Source organism: Sphingobium sp. 22B (assembly GCF_001580035.1).
Lineage (GTDB): Bacteria > Pseudomonadota > Alphaproteobacteria > Sphingomonadales > Sphingomonadaceae > Sphingobium > Sphingobium fuliginis.
Map to the genome: position 1 here is coordinate 292,863 of NZ_LTAB01000001.1, position 18,205 is coordinate 311,067.

Below are 18,205 nucleotides of genomic sequence, written 5' to 3' on the forward strand. Positions count from 1 at the left end.
GATACCCAAAATGGCTACCAAGGCAGTCACCGACCTCAGCTTCCAGCAGGACGTCATCAACGCGGACAAGCCCGTGCTCGTCGATTTCTGGGCGGAATGGTGCGGTCCGTGCAAGATGATCGGCCCCGCGCTGGAAGAGATTTCGGACGAGCTGGCTGACAAGGTCACCATCGCGAAGATCAATATCGACGAAAATCCCGATGCGCCCGGCCGCTATGGCGTGCGCGGCATTCCGACGATGATCCTCTTCAAAAATGGTGAAGCCGCCGCCACCAAGGTCGGCGCCGCGCCCAAGAGCGCACTCAAGGGCTGGATCGAAAGCGTTCTTTGATAGCCTTCCCGCAAAATGCCCCTGCAAAGGCAGGGGCATTTTGCCTCAAGTCAGCGGGATCATGACCGTCCCGGCATAGGCGGGTCTTTCGCGCAGCCTGTCATACCAGTCCCGCACATGGGGCACGTCCGGCCGTTCCATGTCCAGCGTGAAGAAGCTGTGCGCATAGACGCCCATCGGCACGTCCGCGACGCCGAAGCTTTCGCCCGACAGCCAGCGCTGCCCAGCCAGGGCACGGTCGAGGATCAGCATCGCCTCTCCCGATTGCCGCGCCGACTCAGCCACCGCCTCCATATCGCGATCTTCCACTTTCCTGCGGACGAGGTTCAGAAAGGCGCCTCGCTGCGCATCGGCAAAGCTGAACTGCCAGTCCATCCATTTGTCGCCCTGGGCCCGTATCGCCGGATCGGTGGGCCACATGCCTTCCGGGGCATGGCGTGCCGCCAGATAGCGCAGGATCGCATTGGATTCCCACAGCACCATGTCGCCGTCCCGGATCGTCGGGACCAGCCGGTTGGGGTTCATCGCGACATAGGCGTCGCTCATCCCGAACTGACCGCCGACATCGTGCTGGACATAGGGCAGGCCGATTTCACCGGCGAACCAGGCGACCTTCTTCACATTATGCGAGTTCAGGCGTCCCCAGATCGTCAGCATGTCCATCCTTCCCTTCTTCAGCGGAACAACCGGTCCGCCGCCAGATCCCAGAGGCGCGGGGATGAAGCCCCCAGCAGCCCGCGCCGCAAATCGCCCACGACATAAGGCGATCCGTCCAGCCGCTGGCACAGGCCGCCCGCTTCGTTCACGAACAGCGTTCCCGCCGCATGATCCCAGGGCAGGGTGCGGGCAAAGACCGACAGGTCATTCTGTCCCAGCACCAGGCGCGGATATTGCTCGGCGGCGCAGCGGGGAATATCCACCAGCCGGAAAATGGCCTCCGACCGGCGCCTGACGTCGGCGCGCTCCTCCTCCGTCATGAAATAGACGGCAAGCGCCGCGATCGGCAGCGGTTCGCCGCTCTCCCGCGCATAGACCTGCTCCCCGTCGATATGGCTGCCGGCGCCCAATATGGCGTGGCACAGGCGTCCGGTCAGTGGGTCCAATATCCACCCGGCCAGGATCGTTCCTGCGTCCGCCAGCGCGACGATGATGCCGAAGGGCGGCCTTCCGGCGGCGAAATTCCCGGTCCCGTCGATCGGGTCGATGATCCAGTTCAGCCCTTCGCCGGCGCGGTCCAATATGGCGGGGTCGGCGGCGCAGGCTTCCTCCCCGATGATGCCGGCTTCCGGCAGGATCGCCGCCAATCCTTCCGCCAGCCGGATTTCGCTTTCCCTGTCAGCGATGGTGACGAAATCGTCGGCCGCCTTCTCGCTGATCTCATGGCTGGCGAGGTTGCGGTAGCGCGGCATGACCACGTCCCGCCCCACCTCGCGCATCAGCGCCACGACCGGTTCATGCAATTCCGTCGGCATCAGGGCCGTCCTTTTCTCAACTGCGATAATCCGCGTTGATCGAAATATAGCCATGGGTCAGGTCGCAGGTCCAAACCGTCGCCCGGCCGTCGCCCAGCCCCAGATCGACGCCGATCGCTATGTCCTGCCCCTTGAGATGCGCGGCCACCGGCGCCTCGTCATAGCCCTCGACCGCCAGACCGCCCGACGCCACCTGGGTCGCGCCGAAACGGATGGAAAGCCTGTCGCGATCCGCAGGCTCTCCGGCCTTGCCGATCGCCATGACCACGCGGCCCCAATTGGCGTCCTCGCCCGCAATGGCGGTCTTCACCAGCGGCGAGTTGGCGATGGAAAGGGCGATGCGATGCGCGCTGGCGTCGCTTTCCGCGCCCTCGACGGCGATCTCGACGAATTTCGTCGCGCCTTCCCCGTCGCGCACCACCAGATGCGCAAGCTGGCGGCAGAGATCGTCCAAGGCCGCGGCGAAGGCGTCCGCCCCGGCATCCTCCATGGAGGCGAGAGGCGCATTGCCCGCCTTGCCGGTGGCGAAGGCCAGCACCGTATCGCTGGTGGAGGTGTCGCTGTCGACGGTGATGCAGGAAAAGCTCGTCCGGTTGGCGGCGGACAGCATCTGCTGCAACAGCTTGGGATCGATGGCCGCGTCGGTGAAGATATAGCCCAGCATCGTCGCCATGTCCGGCGCGATCATGCCGGACCCCTTGATGATCCCGACAAGCTCGACCCGCGTGCCGCCGATCATGGCGGAGGCGCGGGCGCCCTTGGCATAGGTGTCGGTCGTGCCGATGGTGGTCGCCGCATCCTCCCAGCCGCAGGGCGCGGCGGCAAATGCGGCTTCCAGCCCCGCCTCTGCCTTGTCCACCGGCAGCGGAACGCCGATCACCCCGGTGGAGGAGATGAAGATGTCCGACGGCTGGCAGTCCAGATGGTTCGCGACCTTGGCGGCAATCGCCTCCACCGCCGCGCGGCCCCGGTGCCCGGTGAAGGCATTGGCATTGCCGGCATTCACCACCAGAGCCCGTGCGGAACCGAGCGGAATGGCGTCCCGGCACCATTCGACTTCCGGGGAAGGGCATTTGCTCTGCGTCGTGACGCCCGCGACCGCCGTGCCTTCGCTCAGCTCGACATAGGTGAGGTCGCAGCGATCCCAATTCTTGTATCGCGCCCGCGCTACGCGAGCCGTGACGCCTGCCACGGGCGGAAGGTCGGGGAAAGCGGCGGGGGCGAGGGGGGAGCGTTCAGTCATGCCCGTCGCTTAGCGCAATATGCCCGCCCGTCAACGGCGAGATGGGCGGATATAGAGCTTTCCGACGCCGTCCGGCATGGCCAGCATCCGGTAGGCGCGCCGCTTCGCATAGGCGATCAGGCTGTCGTCGGGCCGCAGCGGCAGTTTGCGAGTCCCCATTTCATATCCGACCAGGATCGCCTCGGGCGGATCGCGGTCCAGATCGGCCAGGGTCGCCGGTATCATGGCATGGATGCGCCGGGCTTCCGCGCCCTCCATCGTCCATCCCGTCCGGTACACGAAGGGCCCCGGCGCGAACCGCCGGTCGATGTTGAGCCCGCTGTCGACCAGTTGCTGGGGCGAAAGGGTGACGATCTCGTCGTCGCCGGTCAGCCTGCGCACCTGCGCGCCGGCCCAGCGCGCATGGTCGCTCGCCGCCAATATCGGCGATCCATGACCCGCCATGGCGATGACATGGCGGGTCGCCGGCAGCAGCCCCGGCACGGCGGACAGGCAGAGCGATGCGATCAGGACCGGACGGGCGCGACGGGGCCAGGCCCGTGCGTCGTCCAGCATGAAGCCGAGCGCCAGGCCCAGCGGTGGCAGCAACGGCATCACATATTGAAGCTGGGACGGCGTCGGCAGCGCGGCCCCGATCAGTCCGCCGCCGATCATCCAACAGGCAAGGCGCCTTTCGGGCGGACCGGCCCGGCCGCGACTTGCCCATCCATGGGCGATGATGGCTGCCAGGCTGAGCAGCGCCGGCCCCCGCCAAAGATATTTGGCGAGATCCCCGAACTTCTCGCCCCATGACAGTTCGTCGCCCGCCCCATTGGCTGCATACCAGGCAAAGGGGCCGCTTGCCGCAAAGGTGACGACTCCATAGAAAAAGGCGGCCGGCGCAAGGGCGCAGGCGACGAGCATGGGCGCAAGCCCCGCCAGCGCGCCAAGGGCCAGCCAGGCGGCATGGCGCGGGCGGGCGAGCAATGCAAAGCCGCCGACCGCCGCCCCCAATGGGATGAAATTGAGCTTGGCGGCGACGGCCAGCCCGAAGAACAGCCCCGCTCCGAACCAATGGCGTCGCCCACCGGCTTGCAGCGCAATCACCGAAAGAAGCATCGCCAATGTGGCCAGCATGGTGGGCAGCATGTCGTTGCGGGTCACGCTCGCGGTGAACTGAAAGGCGGCGGTCGCGGCGATGAAGGCAGTCGCAAGGGCCGCGCTGGCGCGCGATATGCCCGCGCGCCGTTGCGCGAAATGGAGCAGCAGCAGGGTGATCAGGGCGCAGGCCGCCGTGGCGAGCCGCATGGCGACCAGCATCCTGCCCGGGAAACCGAGGGCCAGGGGCGCGAACAGCCAGGCATGAAGCGGCGGTTGCAGGTACAGGAAGTCGCGATAGATCAGCAGGCGCGAGCTGAACCATGCGCCTGCTATATATTGGCTCTCATCATGATCGAACGGCGTCGCAAGCGCCGTGATCCCGAACCACAGCAAAGCCGCGGCCGTCGCCGCCACAGGCAAGGTCGCGCCGCGCGGTTCCACGCGGGCAGGGCTGGAGATCATCGTCAAATCGCTCTCATTCCTCAGGCTTCGGCACCGGCGCCGTCACTGGACGCCGCGATCCGCCCATATCCTGCTTCCGCCCATGTCCGGCACGGAAAAATCCGCTTGATCGCTCATTATTACGCCCTCGCGACATACCCGCTCTGATTGACTAACGCCCGTGCGCGCCCTAAATCGCCGCGCATGTCCGCGTGCATCGCCCCAAAGGCGTGCGCGTCCCCTTTTGTCAGGAACTTGCATGTTCGGCGCACTCGCCAAGTCTATTTTCGGCTCCTCCAACGACCGCTACGTGAAGTCGCTGGGCAAGACCGTCGAACAGATCGCCTCTTTCGAACCCACCATCTCGGCCATGACGGACGAGGAACTGACGGCGCAGACCCTGCGGTTCCGGGAACGGCTGGCGCAGGGCGAGACGCTGGACGACCTGCTGCCCGAAGCTTTCGCCACGGTGCGCGAGGCCGCCAGGCGGACGCTGGGCCAGCGCCATTATGACGTGCAGATGGTGGGCGGCATCGTGCTTCATCGCGGCGAGATCGCGGAAATGCGTACTGGCGAGGGCAAGACGCTGGTCGCGACGCTCGCCACCTATCTGAACGCGCTGGAGGGGAAGGGCGTCCACGTCGTCACCGTGAACGACTATCTGGCCAGCCGTGACTGCGAATGGATGGGGCAGGTCTATCGCTTCCTGGGCCTTACCACCGGCGTTATCGTGCCGAACCTGTCGGAAGACCAGCGGCGCGAGGCCTATAACGCCGACATCACCTATGCGACGAACAACGAACTCGGCTTCGACTATCTGCGCGACAATATGAAATATGACCGCGCATCGATGGTGCAGCGGCCGTTCAACTTCGCCATCGTCGACGAGGTGGACTCGATCCTGATCGACGAAGCGCGCACACCGCTGATCATCTCCGGCCCCACCGACGACAAGTCGGAACTCTATGTCGCCGTCGACGCCATCGTGAAGCGGCTGGACGACAGCGACTATGAGAAGGACGAGAAGCAGCGCACCGTCACCCTGACGGAGGACGGCACCGAGAAGATCGAGCGCATGCTGGAGGAGGCCGGGCTGCTGCAAGGCGCCAACCTCTATGATTTCGAGAACACCGCCGTCGTCCATCACGTCAATCAGGCGTTGCGCGCGAACGTCATGTTCCGCCGCGACATCGATTACATCGTCAAGGACGGCAAGGTCATCATCATCGATGAATTCACCGGCCGCATGATGGACGGCCGCCGCTGGTCGGACGGCCTGCACCAGGCAGTGGAAGCCAAGGAAGGCGTGAATATCGAGCCGGAGAACCAGACGCTCGCCTCCATCACCTTCCAGAATTATTTCCGCATGTACCCCAAGCTGGGCGGCATGACGGGCACGGCCGCGACCGAAGCGACCGAATTCTACGAAATCTACAAGATGAACGTCGTCACCATCCCGACCAACCGGCCGGTGCAGCGTGTCGATGAGGAAGACAGCTTCTACAAGAATCTGGAGGACAAGTTCCGCGGCATCGCCAGGACCATCAAGGTCCATGCGGAGCAGGGCCAGCCGGTCCTCGTCGGCACCGTGTCGATCGAAAAGTCGGAAATGCTGTCCGAATTCCTGACGCAGGAGGGGGTGAAGCACGCCGTCCTCAACGCCCGCTTCCATGAAAGCGAAGCGCATATCGTGGCGCAGGCGGGCCGCAAGGGCGCCGTCACCATCGCCACCAACATGGCGGGGCGCGGCACCGACATCAAATTGGGCGGCAACCTGGAATTCCGCGTCGAGGACGAGCTGCGGGACATGCCGGAAGGCCCGGAGCGCGAAGCCGCCATCGCCCGCATCGATGCCGAGATCGAGGCGGAGAAGCAGGAAGTGCTCGCCGCCGGCGGCCTGTTCGTGCTGGGCACGGAACGCCATGAAAGCCGCCGCATCGATAATCAGCTTCGCGGCCGCTCGGGCCGTCAGGGCGACCCCGGCCTGTCGCGCTTTTATCTCAGCCTCGACGACGACCTGATGCGCATCTTCGGCCCGGACACGATGTTCGCGAAGATGATCCGCTCCAATCTGGAAGATGGCGAGGCGCTGCCGCCCTCGAAATGGCTCAGCAAGGCGATCGAGACCGCGCAGAAGAAGGTCGAGGCGCGCAACTACGACATCCGCAAGCAGGTCGTCGAATATGACGACGTCATGAACGACCAGCGCAAGGTCATTTACGAGCAGCGCAGCGACATCATGGATGCGGAGACGGTGGACGATGTCGTCACCGACATGCGGCATGAGACGGTCAATGATCTGGTCGGCGCGTCCTGCCCGCCGGGCACCTACCCCGAACAGTGGGACATGGAGCGGCTGAAGGCCCGCACGGCCGAAGTGCTGAACCTGGAACCCGATTTCGACGGCTGGCTGGCTGAGGACCATGTCGATCCGGAAATGATCGAGGAACGGCTGAGGGCCCTGGCCGACGAGGCGGTGGCCGACAAGGTCAAGGAACTCGATCCAGAAAACTGGCACATGATCGAGAAGTCGATCCTGCTCCAGAGCCTCGACCATCACTGGAAGGAGCATCTGTCGACTCTCGACGCGCTCCGTCAGGTCGTCCATCTGCGCGCCTATGCGCAAAAGACGCCGATCAACGAATATAAGCAGGAAGCCTTCGCCCTGTTCGAACGCATGCTGGGCAATATCCGCGAGGATGTGACCGGCTCCATCGCCCGCGTCCAGTTCCGCATGGAGGAGCCTCTGCCGGAATTCGACCTGCCGGTGCTGCCCGACTTCATCACCACCCATATCGACCCCTTTTCGGGCGAGGATAATAGCGGCGACATCGACGGCGGGCAGATCAGCGGGATCACGACCACCCTGCCGCGTCCGCCGGCGGGCGGACAGGGCGGGGAGTTCGCCAATCTGGACATCAGCCGCAATGCGCCATGCCCCTGCGGCTCGGGCCAGAAATACAAGCATTGCCACGGCGCGCTCAGCTAGGCTGTGTGGGGATTCAGCCCATGGCGGTCTGCAAATGGCGGCTTTCTGCTTGGAAGAATGCGACAGCAGGAAACCGGAGCGCGCGACCTGCGCCCGATTTGACGCAGCGCGCTCCGGAACAAGCCCGTCGTTTCAACAATGGGCATGCTGAACCGGCTTCAGCAGGACGAAGGGAATAATCCCGGGCAATCGCGCGATATGGCTGAATGCCGATACAGCCTAATCGCCGGCCCCGTTCCCATGCAGTTTCGCCCATAATTGGGCTGTACCCGCTTCCTGCGCCTTGTTCACATATTGGGCGGCGATCAGCCAACCCTTGATCGGTCGCAACGGAAGCACTGTCGTCAGGATCAGCACCGGGACACCGACAGCCAGATGCACCCAAAGGCCCGGCTGCGCCAAAATCTCCAGCATGATGATGAAGACCACGCCCGGAACGCAGGCGAATAGCTGCACGAATACGGCCGGCCCGTCCGCCGGATCGGCAAAATCATAATTCAGCCCGCAAATCTCGCAATGATCGCGCACCGTAAGGAAGCCGCGGAAGATATGTCCCTCGCCGCATCGGGGACAACGGCCGAAGGGGCCGGTCTCCATTGGAGAAAGCCGCTTCCAGTGACCTTCCATTTCCGCCGCCGGTTGCATCGTTGATATCCTGTCCGTGTCGCTCATCGTCATGCCATTCTGCCTGTCGCAGAAATGTCGTCATATCCTGCGGATTTTCAATTGGGCTTTTTGCCCCAGGGCAGTCTGCCCCCGCTCACAGAATTGACGCTACGGAAAGCAGCGGTCTACCTTTGGGTAGATTGCCAAGAACATCTGCACCTGCTAATCTGGGGAGGATTTGGATGCCCGACAGCAAACAAATCGCGCTCCCGGCTTTCCCTTGCCCGGGAGCGCTTTTTTATTTGCAATGCATTGCGACGACAAAAGTTCCCGCCAGCCTGATGGCTGATAGGCCATGATAATGGGCATGAAGCCGATCAGGGCTCCCGCTCCATCGCATCATGAAGGACCTGATCGGGACAGGACATGGCAAGGGCCCTGACCTTGTAGCGCAGCGCAAGTTCGCGATGGACCGCAACCTCCTGCGACGAAGCGCTGCGCCTTTCGGCAGCATCGGCTTTCGCGGCTTCTTCTCTTGCGCGCCGGAACATGTAGCGCGCATCGCTATCGGCAGACATCGTCACCTCCGATGATTGTCGACCGCTTCTAGCATGAAGAAAACCGCCGCGCTTTAACGGGGATCAAATTGGATGGCGGACAGGGTGGGATTCGAACCCACGGTGAGCGTGAACCCACGGCGGTTTTCAAGACCGCTGCCTTAAACCACTCGGCCACCTGTCCGTCGCCACGCTTCCGGAAGCGATTCCAGCCGATCGAACCGATCGCTGGTCGGGAAATCGCGGAAAACAGCGCAGCGATCCGATTCAGTCAGATCGAAACCCGCTCTAGCGAACCCGGCGGCCTTGCCAAGCGTAAAATGGCGGGAAGGCGGTTTCATCGCCCGAATGGCGCCGTGCGCCATTAAGGGGATTCACGCCACGCCATCCCTGTGCAACAAAAGGGCTTAAGGAGATTCTTCAATGCGTTCGTCGATCATGTCTCTGTTGCTGGGGCTCGCCGCCGTCATGGCGGGCGGTCTGACGGCGGACAGCGTCAGCGCGCAGGAGGATGTCGCCTTTCGCGCCTATCTGGAATCCCTCCGCCCGAAGGCGCGGACCATGGGCATCCGGGATACGACTCTGGACAGCGTTTTCCCGGGCCTGACCCCCAATCCCCGCGTGGTTCAGCTCGACCAGAACCAGCCTGGCGGCGGCGCCTACGCCCCCATTCCCAATTTCGAGCCATATCGCCGCCAGCATGTCGACGCGGCGCGCATCGGCCGGGGCCGCACGGCCTATCTCGCCAACCGCGCCCGGCTCGCCCGGATCGAGGCGGAGACCGGCGTGCCGGAGGAGGTCATGGTCGCCATTTACGGCCATGAGACAAATTACGGCGCCTATACCGGCGATTTCGACCTGATCCGCTCACTCGCGACCCTTTCCTATGAGGGGCGCCGCAGGACATTGTTCGAACCGGAACTGCTGGCGACGCTCAAGATGCTGGACAATGGCGTGCCGCGCAGCCGCCTGGTGGGCAGTTGGGCGGGCGCGACCGGTTATCCCCAGTTCCTGCCCAGCGTCTATTTGCGGTTGGGCAAGGACGGCGACGGCGACGGACGGGTCGACATCTGGAACAGCGAAGCCGATGCGCTCGCCTCCATCGCCAATTATTTCGTCCATGCCGGATGGCGTCGGGGCCAGCCGTGGGGCATTGCGGTGTCCGTGCCCGCCGGTCTCGACCGCTCCGGCCTTGCCGCCCGCACCAGCCCCGCCCGCTGCCCGCGCGTGTTCAACCGCCACAGCCGCTGGCTCAGCATGGCCGAATGGCGGCGCATGGGGATCGAGCCCAGCGGTGGCGGCTGGCCCGCCGACCGGGTGATGGCGACGCTGCTGGAACCCGATGGGCCGGGCAAGACGGCTTATCTGCTCACCAGCAACTACCGGGCGATCCTCGACTATAATTGTTCGAATTTCTACGCATTGTCGGTCGGCCTGCTCGCCGACGCGGTGAAGCAATAGAGCGCTTTGCTATTGGTCCTGCCATGGCTAATGAATGCGCTAGGCACTCGAAGAATCCACCAGTCCGAAGGCAATCCTGCATGAAGAAGTCCATCGCCGCCCTCCTGTTCGTCGGGTTGCTCTCCACGCCGCTGACCGCCGCCGCGCCGCCCTATAGCAGCGAAGCGCCGATCGCCTATATGAAGGACCTGTCGTCAGGCGCGGTGCTCTATAACAAGGGTGGCGACACGCGGATGCCACCTGCCTCCATGGCGAAGATGATGACGGCCCATGTCGCTTTCCGCCTGATCCAGAAGGGCGACCTGAAGCTCGACCAGAAATTCACCGTCCGCCCGGAAACCTGGCAGCAATGGCATGGCCCGCAGGCCGGTTCGACCATGTTCCTGTCGCCGGGCGAGCAGGTGTCGGTGGAAAATCTGCTGCACGGCATCGTCACCCTTTCCGGCAATGACGCCTGCGTAGTGCTGGCGGAGGGCATTGCCGGGACCGAGCAGGCCTTCGTCGCGCTGATGAATCAGGAGGCGAAGCGTCTGGGCCTCAAGAACAGCAATTTCGGCACCAGCAATGGCTGGCCGGACGAAGGCGTCACCTATGTCACCGCCGCCGACCTGGCGACGCTGGCCGAAGCGACGATCGAGGAAACGCCCAACCTCTACAAGAAATTCTACGCCACGCGCAGCTTCACCTGGGGCAAGACGATGGGCGGCGCGGATATCGAGCAGGGCAACCGCAATCCCATATTGGGCAAGGTGGCCGGGGCCGACGGGCTCAAGACCGGGCATACCCAGGAAGCGGGTTTCGGCTTCACCGGATCGGCCGAGCAGGAGGGGCGTCGTCTGGTCATGGTCGTCGCGGGCCTCACCAGCTTCAATCAGCGGATTGCTGAATCCGTGCGCTTCATGGACTGGGGCTTCCGCGCATGGAAGGCGCAGCCGCTGTTCAGGAAGGGCCAGACCGTCGAGACCGCCGAAGTGCAGCTGGGCAGCGCGACCAGCGTGCCGCTGGTGGCGCCGCAGGACATGGCCGTGACCCTGCCTCGCGCCGCATCGTCCAACATCTCGGTCAAGGTCGCCTATACCGGCCCGATCAAGGCGCCCATCGCCAAGGGGCAGAGGATCGCGCAACTGATCGTCTCGACCCCCGATACCCCGCCGCAGATCCTGCCGCTGGTCGCCGGCGAGGATGTCTCCGAAGCCGGCATTTTCGGCCGCCTGTGGAACGGGCTGAAGTCGTTCTTCGGGTGACCGACGCCCGGACGACAGGGGGGCGCTTCATCTCTCTGGAAGGCGGGGAGGGCGCGGGCAAGTCGACGCAGTTGAGCGCGCTTGCCGCGGCCCTGCGCGCGCGCGGCCTGGAAGTGGTGGAAACCCGCGAACCCGGCGGCAGCGAAGGGGCGGAGGCCATTCGCGCCCTCCTGCTGACCGGCGGCGCGGACCGCTGGAGCCCTCGCGCCGAAGCCCTGCTGTTCGCCGCGGCCCGTGCCGATCATGTCGAAAAGACGATCCGCCCGGCGCTGGAGCGCGGCGCATGGGTGCTTTCCGACCGCTTCCTGGACAGCAGCCGCGCCTATCAGGTCATGGGTTCACTGACCGACGCGGACATATTGGCGCTTCACCGGATCGGCAGCGACGGTTTCCTGCCCGACCGGACGCTCTTCCTCACCCTGGCGGAGGAGGAGGCGAGCGCTCGCGCCCAATCCCGCGATGGGGATGCTGCGGACAGGATCGGTGGGCGTGACAGGGACTTTCACCGGGCCGTCTCGACGGCCTTCCATCGGTTCGCGCAGCAGGAACCGGCGCGCTTCCTGACCGTCGATGCCTCTGGCGAAGCCGAAGCCGTGACGGCAAGGCTGCTGCATGCCTTGCAGGACCTGCTGCCATGACGCCGCTGCTCGGCCATGACGGACAGGCCCGCACCCTGATCGGCGCGGCGCGAAGCGGCCGCCTGCACCATGGCTGGATATTGGCCGGCCCACGCGGCATCGGCAAGGCAAGCTTCGCCCGCGCCATGGCGCTGCGCCTGCTGGCGGAGGCGGCGGGCCCGGCCATCGCGGCCGACGGGCTGGACGTGCCGCACGACCACCCGATCCGCCGTCTGTTCGAGGCCGACGCCCACCCCGACTATGCGGAGCTTTTCTGCCTGGAAAGGGAAAGCGGCACGGCGCGCAACATCACGGTCGATCAGGTCCGGGGTCTGCAGCGCCTGATCCAGTCGGCTCCCTCCATGTCCTCGCGGCGGATCGTCGTCATCGACAGCGCCGACGATCTGGAGCGCGGCGCGGCCAATGCGCTGCTCAAGAATCTGGAAGAGCCGCCAGCCGACATGCTGTTCCTGCTGGTCAGCCATGCGCCCGGCCGCCTGCTGCCCACCATCCGCTCCCGCTGCCGCACCCTGCGCTTCGACAGCTTGGGTGAGGATGCCATGCGGAGCATCCTCTACAAGGCGGACGCAGGCCTGTCTGCGGACGAACTGACGGCGCTGGTCCGCGCAGGCGAGGGGTCTCCGGGCAAGGCATTGCGCTATGCCGGCCTCAACATAGCGGACATCGAGCATTCGCTGGCGGCGATCGCCGCCGATGGCGACCCCGGCAATCGCCATCGGCTGATCCTGGCCAAGATGCTTTCATCAAAAAGCGCACGGCCCCGTTATGAGGCCTTTCTGGAGCGTGCCCCGGCCTTCATCGCGGCGGCGGCGCGCCAGCGGCAGGGGGATGATCTCGGCAAGGCGCTGGACCATTGGGAAGCCGCCCGTCAGCTTGCAGGCGGAGCCATCATCCTGTCGCTCGAACCGGGGGCGGTGGTTTTCGAACTGGCGGGGCATGTTGCGGCGCTTGCCCGCTGAAAAGCGGCTTTGCGCAAGGGCTAACACCCGCTAGGGAGGGCCCATGTCCAAGCCCTATACCATCACGACCGCCATCAGCTACCCCAATGGCCGGCCGCATATCGGCCACGCCTATGAAGTGATCGCCACCGATGCGATCGCCCGTTTCCAGCGGATGATGGGCCGAGACGTCTTCTTCCAGACCGGCACGGACGAACATGGCCTGAAAATGGCCCAGACCGCCCGCGGCCGGAACATGGAGCCACGCGCGCTTGCCGATGAAATGTCTGGATATTTCAGGGCTATGAACGACGGTCTGAATATCAGCTATGATCGTTTCATCCGCACCAGCGAGCCGGATCACCATCGCGCCAGCCAGGCGATCTGGCAGGCGATGGAGGCCAATGGCGACCTCTATCTCGGCCGGTATGAAGGCTGGTATTCGGTGCGCGACGAAGCCTTTTACGACGAAAAGGAACTGACCGAAGGGGAGGGCGGGCAGAAGCTCTCGCCCCAGGGCACGCCGGTGGAATGGACGGTGGAGGAAAGCTGGTTCTTCCGCCTGTCCGCCTATCAGCAGAAGCTGCTGGACCTCTACGCCAGCCAGCCTGACTTCATCCAGCCCGACAGCCGCCGCAATGAGATCATGCGCTTCGTCGAGGGGGGACTGTCCGACCTCAGCGTGTCGCGCACCAGCTTCGACTGGGGTGTGAAGGTGCCGGGGAGTGACGGTCATGTCATGTATGTGTGGGTGGACGCGCTCACCAATTACATCACCGGCTGCGGCTATCCCGACGATGCCGAACGCATGGCCCGTTACTGGTCCGAAGGGGGCGACATCACGCACATCATCGGCAAGGATATCGTGCGTTTTCATACCGTTTACTGGCCGGCTTTCCTGATGAGCGCGAATCTGCCTTTGCCCAAGCAGGTGTTCGGCCACGGCTTCCTCCTCAACCGGGGGGAGAAGATGTCGAAGTCGCTCGGCAATGTGGCCGATCCGATGGAACTGGCGGAGCGCTTCGGCGTGGACCAGCTTCGCTATTTCCTGCTGTCGGAAGTCACCTTCGGCAATGACGGCAGCTACAGCGCGGAGGCGATCGTCGCCCGTTCGAACAGCGACCTCGCCAATAGTTTCGGCAATCTCGCCCAGCGGACGCTGAGCTTCATCGCGAAAAATCTCGAAGGCCGTCTACCCGAACCGGCGGCGCAGGATGTCGACCGCGATCTTCTTGCAACCGTGGGAGAAGCGGCCCGGACTTTCCAGGGCGCCATGGCCGACCTCGCGCCATCGACCGCCATCGAAGCCTGGATGCGTGCGGTCTTTGCCTGCAACGCCTATATCGACGCGCAGGCGCCCTGGACGCTCCGCAAGACAGATCCCGCCCGGATGGAGGCCGTGCTCGCCACCCTCTACGAAGCCATCGCCGATCTCGCCATCATCGTCCAGCCGGTCATCCCGGCAAGCGCCTCCGCCCTGCTCCAGCAGATGGGGATAGCCGAGGATGGCCGCAGCTATGCCGCCATCGCCACTGACTGGTATGCGCAACTGCGCGCGTCGGGCTTTACCTTAAGCCCGCCCAAGCCGCTTTTCCCGCGGCTCGAACTGCCCGTCGAAGAGGCATAAGGACATGTTCATCGACAGCCATTGCCACTTGAATTACAAAGGGTTGATCGAGGATCAGCAGAATGTGCTCGAACGGGCGCGTGGCGCCGGGGTCGGCCTGATGCTCAACATCGCCACGCGGGAAAGCGAGTGGGACGATGTGCTGGACACCGCGTTGCGCGAACCCGATGTCTGGGCGACCGTCGGCATTCACCCCCATGAGGCTGACGAGCATCCGCATGTCGATACGGCGAAGCTCGTCGCACGCGCTTCCCACCCGCGTATCGTGGGCATAGGCGAGACCGGCCTCGATTATTATTACGACCATAGCGACCGCGAGCGGCAGCAACGCAGCTTCCGCGCCCACATCGCCGCCTCCCGCGAAACCGGCCTGCCGCTGGTCGTCCACACCCGCGATGCGGAGGAGGACACGCTCGCGATCATGCGCGATGAAATGGGGAAGGGCGCCTATGGCGGGGTCATCCACTGTTTCACCGCCAGCGGCGCCTTTGCCGATGCGGCGATGGAACTGGGTTTCCTTATCAGCATTTCGGGTATCGTGACCTTCAGGAACGCCAGGGATTTGCAGGAAACGGCCGCGCGCCTGCCGCTCGAAAGCCTGCTGATCGAGACCGACTCCCCGTTCCTCGCGCCGGTTCCCCATCGCGGCAAGCCCTGCGAACCGGCGTTCGTGGCGGACACTGCCCGTTTCCTGGCGAATTTGCGGGGCGAGAGCGTCGAGCAGCTGGCCGAGGCGACCTCAGCCAATTTCCGCAAGCTGTTCAGCAAGGCGGCATGAGCCTCAAGCTCACCATCCTGGGCAGCGGCACCTCTTCGGGCGTTCCCCGGATCGGCAATGACTGGGGCGCATGCGACCCGCAGGAGCCGAAGAACCGCCGCACCCGGGCATCGATCCTGATCGAAAGCCCCACGACCCGGCTGCTGATCGACACATCACCGGATATGCGCGCCCAGTTGCTGGCGGCCGATGTCGTGCAGATCGACGCCATATTGTGGACGCATGACCATGCCGACCACAGCCACGGGCTGGACGATGTCCGTCAGCTTTACCATCATCGCGGCACGCCGGTGCCCGGCTATGCGCGCCCCCAGACGCTCCGCCTGCTCCGGGAACGCTTCGGCTATGCCTTCGAAGGGCGTCACGGTTATCATCCGACGATCGAACCCCATGCGCTGCCGGACGGCCTGCGCATCGGGGACATCGGCATCGCCTGCACGGATCAGCCCCATGGCGAGATATTCTCCACTGGCTTCCGCTTCACACATGATGGTCATTCCATTGGATATGCTACTGATTTCCATGACATAACGGTTGACATGCTGGCGCTGTACGATGGGCTGGACATCTGGGTTGTCGATGCCCTGCGGGAAAAGCCGCATCCGACGCACACGCATCTGGCGCTTACCCTGGATGCCGTGCAGGCCGTAAGGCCCCGCCGTGCCATATTGATCCATATGGACCAGAGCATGGATTATGCGACGCTCCGCCGGACACTCCCCGAAGGCGTCGAACCGGGCTATGACGGACTGGTGGCCGAACTGGGCGCGACATAGGGGGCGGGGCAGGAGATGGATGGCGATCAGGCAATGTCCAGTCTCTGGTATGTGCTGGCGCTTGTCCTGGTCGGATCGGCCCTGATTGCCCGGCGCGCCCCGATGGGCGGGCTCATGCGCATGGCCATGCTCTGGATCGTCATCTTCGCCGTCCTCCTCGGGCTGTTCAAGGCTGGCGAGAAGTTCGGTCTGTTTTCCAGCCGCATATATGGGGCAGGGGACGAATCCCCTTCATTGTCGACCAATGCCGCGTCGACCAATGCCGCGCCGGCGGCTTTGCCGTCCGCGCATGTGGAGGGACAGGCCTTGCGAATCCCGGTCGCGCCCGACGGTCATTATTGGGTGGAGGGAATGGTCAACGGGAACCCGACGCGCTTTCTGATCGACAGCGGCGCCAGCGTCACCGCCCTGTCGGTGGAGGCGGCCCGCGGTTCCGGCCTGAACTTCGACCTGAACGCGCCCGGCGTCAGCATGATGACCGCCAACGGCAAGATCGACGCCAAGCGCTCGACCATCGCCACGCTGGTCGTCGGCCCGATCCGGGCCAGCGATCTCGACATCGTCGTTTCCCCGGCTTTCGGAGAGGTCAATGTGATCGGCATGAACATGCTGTCGCGCCTGAAAAGCTGGTCCGTGCAAAATGGAGAGATGGTGCTGACCCCATGACGTCATCGACCGCGGCACCCGATCAGCGTCAGCGCCTGAAGGCCATCATTGGCGGCTCCACCGGCAATCTGGTCGAATGGTATGACTGGTATGCCTATTCCGCCTTCACCCTCTATTTCGCCCAGCATTTCTTCCCGAGCGAGGACCGCACGGCGCAATTGCTGAGTGCTGCGGGGATTTTCGCCGTGGGCTTTCTGATGCGACCCATCGGCGCCTGGTTGATGGGCGTCTATGCCGATCGCCATGGCCGGAAAAGCGGCCTGACGCTGTCTGTGGCCCTGATGTGCGCCGGCTCCTTGCTGATCGCCGTCACGCCCTCTTATGATAGCGTCGGCGTCGCCGCGCCCTTGCTGCTGGTGCTTGCGCGCCTGATGCAGGGACTGTCGATCGGCGGCGAATATGGCGCCAGCGCGACCTATCTGTCCGAAATGGCGGGGCGCAACCGCCGCGGCTTTTTCTCCAGCTTCCAATATGTGACCCTGATCGCGGGGCAACTTGTCGCCATCTGCGTCCTGCTGGCGCTCCAGGCCATGCTGACCGAGGCCGAACTGGATGCCTGGGGCTGGCGCATTCCGTTCCTGATCGGCGGAGCGCTGGCGATCATCGTCTTCTGGCTGCGGCGCGGCCTGGCCGAAACCCAGAGCTTTGCCGTGGCCAGGGCGGAGGGCGCCCCCAAATCCGGATTCATGGAACTCGTGACCCGGCATCCGCGCGAGACGCTGACGGTGATGCTGCTGACGGCAGGCGGCACGATCGCCTTTTACGCCTATTCCATCTACATGCAGAAATTCCTGGTCAACACCAGCGGCCTCAGTCGGGAAATAGCGTCGCAAATCAATGGCATAACGCTTTTTCTTTTCATGCTGCTTCAGCCTGTCGCGGGGGCGCTTTCCGACCGCATCGGGCGCAAGCCGCTGATGATCGGCTTCGGCCTGCTCGGCGTCCTGTGCACCTATCCCATCTTCGCGACGCTGGCCGTCACCAAGGACCCGTGGGCGGCGGGGCTGCTCGTAATGGCCGGCCTGGTGATCGTGACCGGCTACACTTCGATCAACGCGGTGGTGAAGGCGGAATTGTTTCCCGCCCATATCCGCGCATTGGGAGTGGCTTTGCCTTATGCGCTGGCCAACACCTTGTTCGGCGGCACCGCGGAATTCGTCGCGCTCTGGTTCAAGCAGATCGGCGCAGAACAGGCATTCTACATCTATGTGACGGTGATGATCGGCATCTCCCTGATCGTCTATATCCGCATGCCCGATACGCGGCAGCATAGCCGGATAGTGGAAGATTGAGGATGCGAGGATCATCACATATTTAACATAATCCTTATTATCGAACTCAGATATTCATTGCCGGAA

At 64.1% G+C, this 18,205-nt stretch carries 17 protein-coding genes and 1 tRNA gene; 11 read left to right on the forward strand and 7 right to left on the reverse strand.

Annotated features, from left to right (window positions below):
* Positions 1–10 precede the first annotated feature (10 nt).
* Entirely contained in the window at positions 11–331 is a 321-nt protein-coding gene (gene trxA, locus A0J57_RS01335) for a thioredoxin TrxA (RefSeq protein WP_044662313.1), read from the forward strand.
* A gap of 45 nt (positions 332–376) precedes the next feature.
* Here the strand turns inward: trxA and A0J57_RS01340 are convergent, their stop codons facing one another.
* The 4 genes from A0J57_RS01340 to A0J57_RS01355 are packed head-to-tail and all read right to left on the reverse strand — an operon-like array spanning position 377 to position 4,588.
* Positions 377–988 (reverse strand): glutathione S-transferase family protein, encoded by a 612-nt coding sequence (locus tag A0J57_RS01340; protein WP_061934235.1) that lies wholly within the window; start codon positions 986–988, stop codon positions 377–379.
* A 17-nt stretch (positions 989–1,005) separates the two neighbouring features.
* Positions 1,006–1,803 (reverse strand): inositol monophosphatase family protein, encoded by a 798-nt coding sequence (locus tag A0J57_RS01345; RefSeq protein WP_061934166.1) that lies wholly within the window; start codon positions 1,801–1,803, stop codon positions 1,006–1,008.
* Between the two features lie 16 nt (positions 1,804–1,819).
* A complete protein-coding gene (gene argJ, locus A0J57_RS01350; RefSeq protein WP_061934168.1) occupies positions 1,820–3,046 on the reverse strand; it encodes a bifunctional glutamate N-acetyltransferase/amino-acid acetyltransferase ArgJ in 1,227 nt (408 codons plus the stop codon).
* 30 nt (positions 3,047–3,076) lie between these two features.
* Positions 3,077–4,588 (reverse strand): glycosyltransferase family 39 protein, encoded by a 1,512-nt coding sequence (locus tag A0J57_RS01355; protein ID WP_061934170.1) that lies wholly within the window; start codon positions 4,586–4,588, stop codon positions 3,077–3,079.
* A gap of 238 nt (positions 4,589–4,826) precedes the next feature.
* On the opposite strand from A0J57_RS01355, the gene secA reads away from it, so the two are divergent.
* The gene (gene secA, locus A0J57_RS01360) at positions 4,827–7,556 is read left to right on the forward strand and encodes a preprotein translocase subunit SecA (RefSeq protein ID WP_061934172.1); all 2,730 of its coding nucleotides are present in this window, start codon (positions 4,827–4,829) and stop codon (positions 7,554–7,556) included.
* Between the two features lie 219 nt (positions 7,557–7,775).
* On the opposite strand, the gene A0J57_RS01365 is transcribed toward secA, so the two are convergent.
* The 3 genes from A0J57_RS01365 to A0J57_RS01375 form a co-directional block, all read right to left on the reverse strand.
* A complete protein-coding gene (locus A0J57_RS01365; RefSeq protein ID WP_061934238.1) occupies positions 7,776–8,201 on the reverse strand; it encodes a DUF983 domain-containing protein in 426 nt (141 codons plus the stop codon).
* Between the two features lie 338 nt (positions 8,202–8,539).
* The gene (locus A0J57_RS01370) at positions 8,540–8,740 is read right to left on the reverse strand and encodes a hypothetical protein (RefSeq protein ID WP_048577854.1); all 201 of its coding nucleotides are present in this window, start codon (positions 8,738–8,740) and stop codon (positions 8,540–8,542) included.
* Between the two features lie 73 nt (positions 8,741–8,813).
* Positions 8,814–8,903, reverse strand: a tRNA-Ser gene (locus tag A0J57_RS01375).
* A 239-nt stretch (positions 8,904–9,142) separates the two neighbouring features.
* Here A0J57_RS01375 and A0J57_RS01380 point away from each other — a divergent pair.
* The 9 genes from A0J57_RS01380 to A0J57_RS01420 all read left to right on the forward strand — a co-directional run bounded on the left by A0J57_RS01380 (position 9,143) and on the right by A0J57_RS01420 (position 18,139).
* A complete protein-coding gene (locus A0J57_RS01380; RefSeq protein ID WP_061934173.1) occupies positions 9,143–10,180 on the forward strand; it encodes a lytic transglycosylase domain-containing protein in 1,038 nt (345 codons plus the stop codon).
* Positions 10,181–10,260: 80 nt separating this feature from the next.
* A complete protein-coding gene (locus tag A0J57_RS01385) occupies positions 10,261–11,424 on the forward strand; it encodes a D-alanyl-D-alanine carboxypeptidase family protein (protein WP_044662322.1) in 1,164 nt (387 codons plus the stop codon).
* Positions 11,421–12,062 (forward strand): dTMP kinase, encoded by a 642-nt coding sequence (tmk, locus tag A0J57_RS01390; RefSeq protein ID WP_061934175.1) that lies wholly within the window; start codon positions 11,421–11,423, stop codon positions 12,060–12,062. The genes A0J57_RS01385 and tmk overlap by 4 nt, the downstream gene beginning before the upstream one ends.
* Positions 12,059–13,021: an AAA family ATPase gene (locus A0J57_RS01395; protein WP_025548936.1), complete on the forward strand. Its 963-nt coding sequence runs from the start codon at positions 12,059–12,061 to the stop codon at positions 13,019–13,021. Before tmk ends, A0J57_RS01395 begins: the two co-directional genes overlap by 4 nt.
* 43 nt (positions 13,022–13,064) lie before the next feature.
* Positions 13,065–14,627, forward strand: coding sequence for a methionine--tRNA ligase (gene metG, locus A0J57_RS01400; protein WP_061934177.1), 1,563 nt, complete (start codon positions 13,065–13,067; stop codon positions 14,625–14,627).
* Between the two features lie 4 nt (positions 14,628–14,631).
* A complete protein-coding gene (locus A0J57_RS01405) occupies positions 14,632–15,405 on the forward strand; it encodes a TatD family hydrolase (protein ID WP_061934179.1) in 774 nt (257 codons plus the stop codon).
* Positions 15,402–16,181, forward strand: coding sequence for an MBL fold metallo-hydrolase (locus tag A0J57_RS01410; protein WP_061934181.1), 780 nt, complete (start codon positions 15,402–15,404; stop codon positions 16,179–16,181). Before A0J57_RS01405 ends, A0J57_RS01410 begins: the two co-directional genes overlap by 4 nt.
* A 15-nt stretch (positions 16,182–16,196) precedes the next feature.
* Positions 16,197–16,847: a TIGR02281 family clan AA aspartic protease gene (locus A0J57_RS01415; protein WP_061934183.1), complete on the forward strand. Its 651-nt coding sequence runs from the start codon at positions 16,197–16,199 to the stop codon at positions 16,845–16,847.
* On the forward strand, positions 16,844–18,139 hold the full coding sequence (locus A0J57_RS01420) for an MFS transporter (protein ID WP_061934185.1): 1,296 nt from the start codon (positions 16,844–16,846) through the stop codon (positions 18,137–18,139). The genes A0J57_RS01415 and A0J57_RS01420 overlap by 4 nt, the downstream gene beginning before the upstream one ends.
* Positions 18,140–18,205: the final 66 nt, after the last annotated feature.

Bases quoted from the DNA above. Each gene is read 5' to 3' on its own strand.
- A0J57_RS01395 (WP_025548936.1), top strand. From the start codon at position 12,059: ATGACGCCGCTGCTCGGCCATGACGGACAGGCCCGCACCCTGATCGGC.
- A0J57_RS01365 (WP_061934238.1), bottom strand. From the start codon at position 8,201: ATGCAACCGGCGGCGGAAATGGAAGGTCACTGGAAGCGGCTTTCTCCA.
- A0J57_RS01340 (WP_061934235.1), bottom strand. From the start codon at position 988: ATGCTGACGATCTGGGGACGCCTGAACTCGCATAATGTGAAGAAGGTC.
- A0J57_RS01345 (WP_061934166.1), bottom strand. From the start codon at position 1,803: ATGCCGACGGAATTGCATGAACCGGTCGTGGCGCTGATGCGCGAGGTG.
- argJ (WP_061934168.1), bottom strand. From the start codon at position 3,046: ATGACTGAACGCTCCCCCCTCGCCCCCGCCGCTTTCCCCGACCTTCCG.
- A0J57_RS01385 (WP_044662322.1), top strand. From the start codon at position 10,261: ATGAAGAAGTCCATCGCCGCCCTCCTGTTCGTCGGGTTGCTCTCCACG.
- A0J57_RS01370 (WP_048577854.1), bottom strand. From the start codon at position 8,740: ATGTCTGCCGATAGCGATGCGCGCTACATGTTCCGGCGCGCAAGAGAA.
- A0J57_RS01420 (WP_061934185.1), top strand. From the start codon at position 16,844: ATGACGTCATCGACCGCGGCACCCGATCAGCGTCAGCGCCTGAAGGCC.
- A0J57_RS01380 (WP_061934173.1), top strand. From the start codon at position 9,143: ATGCGTTCGTCGATCATGTCTCTGTTGCTGGGGCTCGCCGCCGTCATG.
- secA (WP_061934172.1), top strand. From the start codon at position 4,827: ATGTTCGGCGCACTCGCCAAGTCTATTTTCGGCTCCTCCAACGACCGC.
- A0J57_RS01355 (WP_061934170.1), bottom strand. From the start codon at position 4,588: ATGATCTCCAGCCCTGCCCGCGTGGAACCGCGCGGCGCGACCTTGCCT.
- A0J57_RS01415 (WP_061934183.1), top strand. From the start codon at position 16,197: ATGGATGGCGATCAGGCAATGTCCAGTCTCTGGTATGTGCTGGCGCTT.
- A0J57_RS01405 (WP_061934179.1), top strand. From the start codon at position 14,632: ATGTTCATCGACAGCCATTGCCACTTGAATTACAAAGGGTTGATCGAG.
- trxA (WP_044662313.1), top strand. From the start codon at position 11: ATGGCTACCAAGGCAGTCACCGACCTCAGCTTCCAGCAGGACGTCATC.
- metG (WP_061934177.1), top strand. From the start codon at position 13,065: ATGTCCAAGCCCTATACCATCACGACCGCCATCAGCTACCCCAATGGC.
- A0J57_RS01410 (WP_061934181.1), top strand. From the start codon at position 15,402: ATGAGCCTCAAGCTCACCATCCTGGGCAGCGGCACCTCTTCGGGCGTT.